The sequence below is a fragment of the Streptomyces sp. NPDC057486 genome (assembly GCF_042802415.1).
GTDB lineage: Bacteria > Actinomycetota > Actinomycetes > Streptomycetales > Streptomycetaceae > Streptomyces > Streptomyces yanii.
Genome location: NZ_JBHVEE010000250.1, coordinates 1 through 6,173, shown reverse-complemented (window position 1 = coordinate 6,173; position 6,173 = coordinate 1). Strand labels below are relative to the sequence as shown.

Genomic DNA, 6,173 nt, shown 5'->3' with positions numbered 1-6,173 from the left:
AGAGGGCAGCATACGGGTGAGCCCATGGCCATCTATTCCTCCGAGGATGTCGATGCGATGATCGATTACCTTGCCTCCGGGGAGGAGTCCGAGACTATGGCGGCCCTGTATAGCAAGCAGCGCGAACTTCTCCCTTCGGGATTTCCAGACCATGAATTCCTGGTCGGAGTCAACGAGGAGCGGCAGGTCGGGATCGTGAGCTTCATTGATGACAAGAATTATCTGTCGACTGGCGATTTGGAGGGTCAGGGGGAAGAGGTTGTGTACCACTTTGTGGGAAATCCAAGAGAACTTCCTGCCTCGGCAGAAATTCCGCTCCCCCTTGTGCGTGAGGCGGTAAAGGAGTTTCTTCTCTCTGGGGGGCAAAAGCCTGCGTGTATCGAATGGCAGGAGGAGCCGGAAATCTGACGGCTTCCTGTACTCCGGTCAGAGGGCGGATTATCTTCTTTCGGTCGGCAAGACCCAGGGGTTGTCCCCGCGCCTGCAGGGGCAGCCCCTGGGTTGCTGGTGGGTTGCGCTTCGCATCCGGAGTGGATCGACGCGCGATGACCGCGCACCGGGCAGGGTGACACCTGCCCGAAGGAGTTCGCCGTCGCGGAAACCAAGCCCCCCGCCCACGAGTTCAGCGCCGCCTGACGTCCGAGCGGCGGCAGCAGCCGGGCAGGGCGCTCCTGCCCGGCTGTGGTGGCTACTCCCAGGGCCGCGGTAGTGCGTTCCACAGGGCTCTGAGCCAGTCGGGCGGGTTGGTGAGGAACTTGTCCACGAGCCGAGCCGTGATGGACCGAGCGGCCCCCTGGGCTACCGCTGCGGTCAGGCCGGCACCGGCAGCGGGCTGATGCGGGACAGGCGCGGGGTCGGGCGGCTGGACGGGCGCGGGAACGTTCTCCCGGGTCATGATGCTGCTCCCTTGAGCAGAGGGGGATCGAGGACAGCGGACACCTGTTGTGGTGTCGTCCGCGTGGGGGTGGTGAGCGCCTCGCGGTCGGCGGTCCTGCTGCGGCTCTCTGCCTGAGAGCGTCCCTGCGGGTCTCGGCCCTGGCCCAGGGGGGCGTGTTCAGCGTAGCGGCGATCGGCGCGGGTGTTGCCCTGGGTGTCTGGCGAGTGGTCATCGGTACAGATGTGCCTCCACGTGGCGCCCAGCATGGTTGATCTGGTGCTCTGCACGGGCGCCGACGCCCGCGTCTTGTGGCCGGGGTGCGTATCCGGTGTCACTGACCCAGGTACGGGGCGTGCTGCTCGGACGGTTCGGCCGGGTGCAGGCACGTCTATGGGCACGTGGTCATGTGTGGGTACGTGCGGGGGAGCGGCGGGTGCGGTGGCGTCGGGTGGTGAGGCTGTTGATGTCTGTGGTGGCCGCGGTCAGGGCGTCCAGCCTCTCACCCCGTCCAGCTGACCGCCGTCCGAGGGATGAAAAGTCATACCGGACAAGGAGATGAGCTGTCCGCGTACAAGGAGATCAACTGTCCGCTCACCCGGACGTCCCATTGTCCGTGGACAGCGACTTCGACGCCTACTGGCGCTACCACCAGCAACGCGATCACCTACGGTTCACACCATCCGCTACCGCGACATACTCACCCTCGCCGCATGACCAACAGCCCGGGAACAAGGACTGCCCGCGGCGTTTAGGGTTTCCGCGACAGGCCATACGGCACGCTGCACCCCTGGGGACGAAACAGTATGGGACACGGAGCGCGGAAGCAGTTGGCGGAGCTGCTCGGCGACGCGCAGCGGCGCGGGGACTTCAGCACCCGTATCGAGATGTCGGCCCGCGCGCTGCGCATCGCGGTCGACGGGGTGGGGGAACTGCCGCTGCCGCTGCGTGCCCCGGTCACCAAGAAACTGATCGCGCAGGCCCGGCAGGCATCCTTCGGCCGCGGCGAGCAGACCCTGTCTGACACCAGAGTCCGCGACACCTGGGAGATCACCCCGGACCGCATCACGCTCGGCGGTACCGACTGGGACCGCACCCTGGACGGCGTCCTCGACGGTGTCCGCACCGCGCTCGGTCTGCCGCCCACCGTCGTCCTACGTGCCGAGCCGCACGCACTGCTCGTCTACGGCAAGGGCCAGTTCTTCCTGCCGCACCAGGACTCCGAGAAGGACGACTCCATGGTGGGCACCCTGGTTGTCTCGCTGCCCTCGCACCACACCGGCGGCGAACTCGTCGTCTCGCACGCCGGCCGCAGCGTCGTCCACCAGGCGTCCCGGGAGAAGCTGACCTTCGCCGCCTTCTACGCGGACTGCCTGCACGAGGTCAAGCCCGTCAAGTCCGGCTACCGCGTCACCCTCACCATGAACCTCCTCGCTCAACGCATCCGCCCGGCTGGCGAAGACGACGGGGACTCGGTCGCCGACCTGGCCCACTGCCTGACCGAACACTTCACCGAGCCGGCCGAAGAGCGCTACGCCTACGGCCGCCAGAAGCCCGCGCCCCCGAACCGCCTCGTGTACCTCCTCGACCACGAGTACACCCAGCGCGGCCTGGACTGGGACCGCCTCAAGGGCGCCGACGCCACCCGCACCACCCTGCTCCGCCAGGCCGCCGCAGAGGCGGACTGCGAAGCGGTCCTCGCGTTGGCCGAGGTGAAGGAGACCTGGGACGCGCATGCGCCGTACGACCGCTACGACTACTACGGCGAGGTCGAGCACTACGACGACTGCGAGGACGAGGAGTGCGAGGGTGAATGCCTCCTGGACCCCGACGGGGAACCCGGTGCCGAGCGCCGCCGCAGCGGCGACTTCTCCAACTACGAACTGAACGAGCTGATCGACGACGAGATCACGCTGAGCTGGTGGACCCGCCCGCACGGCACCGGCGGCGAGCAGATCAACCTGCCTGTCGCGTACGCCGAAGTGTGCGCCACCACCGAGAACAAGGACCTGACGCCCTATCAGTCCGAGTACGAGGGCTACATGGGCAACTACGGCAACACCCTCGACCGCTGGTACCGGCGGGCTGCCGTGGTCCTGTGGCCCCGGCAGCGCTCGTTCACCGCCCGCGCCGAGGCCGGCTCCGAGGGCGCACTGCGGGAACTTCAGGGCCACCTGGATGCCGGGGACCTCGACCGGGCGCACACGCTCGCCCGGTCGCTCGCCCCGTTCTGGAAGCACCGCGGTTCGGGCGAGGCGGCCGCGGCGCTCTTTGCCGCCGCCCTGCCCGTCGCGGTGGGACTGCGGGAAGCGGACACTGCCACGATGCTCCTCGCGCCTTTCGGGGTGGAGACCCTGGGCGAGCGGCACGCCCCGGGTCTCGCGGCAGCGGCCGCGCGGTACGGACGGACGTGGGCCCGCGGGGCCGTCAGCAACTGGTTCGGCACGGTTGGCGCGTACACCGGGGCCGACCGCGCGGCGTGGCTCGAATCGCTGCCCGGCCTGTGCACCGCGCTGCGGGCCGCCGACGGCGATGGGGACGCGATGGCCTCGCTGCTGGCCGAGGGTGCCTGGCAAGCAGTCGAGCAGCAGCTCACCAGCTGGCTCGGCATCGGCCGCGAGACGGAGCGCCGCACAGGCATGGAGGGGCTCGGCGCATCACTGGCCCGCGTCCTGCAGGCGGCAGGGCCCGAGACCGCCGACACCATCGCCGCCACGCTGCGCGGCCTGCCGGACACCGCCCTGGAATGCCTACTCCCCGCCCTGCGCACCGCGGCCCGCCAGTCGACGACCATACGCGACGGCGCACCCGCCGCCCGCGCCTTCCAGACCCTCGCCGACCACTGCGAGGACCGGCTCGCCGCGGCCCTCACCCGCCCCGTACGTGCGGCCGACGACTGGTCCCTCACCCCGGCCGGGACATGCCGGACTGGCTGCGGACTCTGCCCCGACTTGGACGCCTTCCTCACCTCCCGTACCCGCCACGTCATGGAGTGGCCGCTCGCGAAGGACGGACGCCGCCACCTCCACAGCCGCATCGACCAGGCCGGCCTGCCCGTCTCCCACACCACCCGGCGCCAGGGACGCCCCTACGTCCTGGTCCTGACCAAGACGGACGCCGTCTTCACTCGCGAACAGGCCACCCGCACCCGCGCCGAGACCGACCTGGCGTGGCTGCGGGACAAATGGCCCCGGTCGCGCGGCTGAGAGGTGACACATCCGTACCTCTCCCCGACAGCGACGACGAGAAGAACGAAGGGTGCGGGCAATGCCGTTGCTTGAATCGCTAAACCAGTTTGGGTACGAGGGTGATGGCCTTCGGCTGGACGCGGCGGGTCGGTTTGAGCCTCCCTGCCCTGCCCCGCTGCCCGTCCGGCGCCGCTTACGGCCAGCGCATTCCGATCTCGGAGAGCTGCTGCACCCGCTCCGGCGGTCCGACTTCGAGAATGTGGAGTCTGACCATCGGATGTGAATGTGCGTGCTTGGCCTCGGCCAGCTCCGCCGGGCCACCGGCTATGCGCGTCTCATCCAGGCTGGGCACCGTACCCGCACGGTCTAGGCGCCCGCCGGTACGGGAACAGGGCCCCAGTCAAACGATGTCCCGTTGAACGTTGCGCTGTTGAAGTCGACCGTGCCGCCGCCGAACGTCGCGCTGACGGTGCTCGCCGTGGCGGTACTGCTCTGGCCGGTGCTGGCAGTCTGGTACGTCTCGCCCGGCCACCCCGACAGCGTATGCACATCCGGCGGCACACCCTTGGGGTGGCCGACCTGGTTGCCCGTGTAGGGGGTTGTCCCCCGGCGGAGGAGGCGCTGCGGGGGTGACCGAGGCGATGGACGGTGGATCGCCCTGGCCGGCCCCTTCGTTCTCCGCCAGCTCCGCCAATCTCACGCGAGTTACCCAGGCCCTCATCCCGCTCGTGAAGGGCATACCGCCCATCCGGTCCCGCCGAGGCCCCCGCCGACGCAAGCCCGGAAAGCGCGGGGGCGAACGGTTACCGGAGTGGCTCGATGCCGTCCGCAAGGACGACCTGCCCACCATCCACACCCTCGCCGCAGGCATCGACCGCGACCGTAACGCCGTCATCGCCGGCCTCACCCTGCCCTGGAACTCCGGTGTCGTCGAAGGACACGTCAACCGGATCAAGATGCTCAAGCGCCAGATGTTCGGCCGCGCTGGCTTCCAACTTCTCCGTAAACGAGTTCTGCTGTCGTAACGAGAGCGGCAGCCCGTACTCAGCCATATCCAGCTCTTGTTTGTGAGATGACCGGCACCCAGTTGGTCAGCGCAAGGCACGATCCAAATTGACCCGGTGATCGGAGACCCACTGATACGCCTCCTGAACCTCTGTCACTACCCCAGCGTCACGGAGACGGATCATCGCGAGGTCTCCAGAGTCCGCAGCAGCCTCAATACCGCGCCAGCACCTGTCCTGCCACCACAAGATCACAGAGACGAGATCACGACGGTCCACGAGCTCGTAACTGTCAGCGATCAACCGCAACCGTCGCGCGGCTTCGGAGGCGTCTTCGACACTCGGCCCGAGTCCGAGGTACTGCCAACAAACGTGGGCGACATCATGGATGCGCGCGCCGGGGGCAGCCAGATCCCAGTCGATAAAGGCCACCGGGCGCAGGGCGCCGCCGACAGGTCGATAGACCGTGTTCTTGGGCGCGAGGTCGTTATGACATACGACCTCATGTGATCCGGCCAGTGCGGTGCCTGCCGTCAGGTCGTGGAACTCCCGCACAAGCTGCGTGACCCGCAGCAGACTCTCGTCGGAGTACACGGCCAGCGGCTGCTGCGGTTCCCAGGCCACATGCCCATCGAGGTAGGTGAGGACCTCCCGGCCCTCCTCGTCGATTCCGCGGTAGCGCGGCGCACCGGGCCAGCCGCAGGCCTCAAACATCTTCAGCAGGTCGCCGATGAACCCCGTACGGGCCGACGCGGGCCGGCGCACCGTGGCGCCGACACGCACCACATGATTGATAAAGCCACCAGGCAAGGACGACTCAGGCATCCCCCTACAGTGCACGATCTCGACCTCGAACTCTCAACACATTCCCCGCTACTCAACGTGCACGCGTCACGGAATGTGTGCCAGAACCCGAGTTTGAGCAGCGTTTGTACACCACTTCGGGAGGCGGCTTTTGGGAAGCTGGCGTTCGATTCCGCAAGGGGGGCGGTGAGCCGAGGCCAACCCGCCGGCACCGGCGCGTCGGCAACCAGGCTGCCGTGGCAGTGGCCGAGGAAGCGGGTCGAGCGGTCATCCGACGGCTCTGCGGGAGCTTTCTCCCGCAGA

General features: G+C 68.1%; 5 protein-coding genes and 1 pseudogene. 4 read left to right on the top strand and 2 right to left on the bottom strand.

Annotated elements, in window-relative coordinates:
* The coding region (locus ACFU6I_RS47455; RefSeq protein WP_384380508.1) for an Imm1 family immunity protein at positions 1–408 on the top strand (408 nt) is incomplete at its 5' end.
* A 280-nt stretch (positions 409–688) separates the two neighbouring features.
* Here the strand turns inward: ACFU6I_RS47455 and ACFU6I_RS47450 are convergent.
* A complete protein-coding gene (locus tag ACFU6I_RS47450) occupies positions 689–895 on the bottom strand; it encodes a hypothetical protein (protein WP_384380505.1) in 207 nt (68 codons plus the stop codon).
* A gap of 785 nt (positions 896–1,680) precedes the next feature.
* Between ACFU6I_RS47450 and ACFU6I_RS47445 the strand changes: the two genes are divergently transcribed.
* From ACFU6I_RS47445 to ACFU6I_RS47435, 3 genes and pseudogenes are all read left to right on the top strand, one after another.
* Positions 1,681–4,080: a 2OG-Fe(II) oxygenase gene (locus ACFU6I_RS47445; RefSeq protein WP_384380502.1), complete on the top strand. Its 2,400-nt coding sequence runs from the start codon at positions 1,681–1,683 to the stop codon at positions 4,078–4,080.
* Positions 4,081–4,477: 397 nt separating this feature from the next.
* Positions 4,478–4,657 carry a hypothetical protein gene (locus ACFU6I_RS47440; RefSeq protein ID WP_384380499.1) on the top strand — a complete coding sequence of 60 codons (180 nt, stop codon included), beginning with the start codon at positions 4,478–4,480 and terminating at the stop codon, positions 4,655–4,657.
* 196 nt (positions 4,658–4,853) lie between these two features.
* A pseudogene (locus ACFU6I_RS47435) lies at positions 4,854–5,087 on the top strand (transposase); the annotation flags it as partial.
* Between the two features lie 66 nt (positions 5,088–5,153).
* On the opposite strand, the gene ACFU6I_RS47430 reads toward ACFU6I_RS47435, so the two are convergent.
* A complete protein-coding gene (locus ACFU6I_RS47430; RefSeq protein WP_384380496.1) occupies positions 5,154–5,891 on the bottom strand; it encodes a phosphotransferase family protein in 738 nt (245 codons plus the stop codon).
* Positions 5,892–6,173 lie beyond the last annotated feature (282 nt).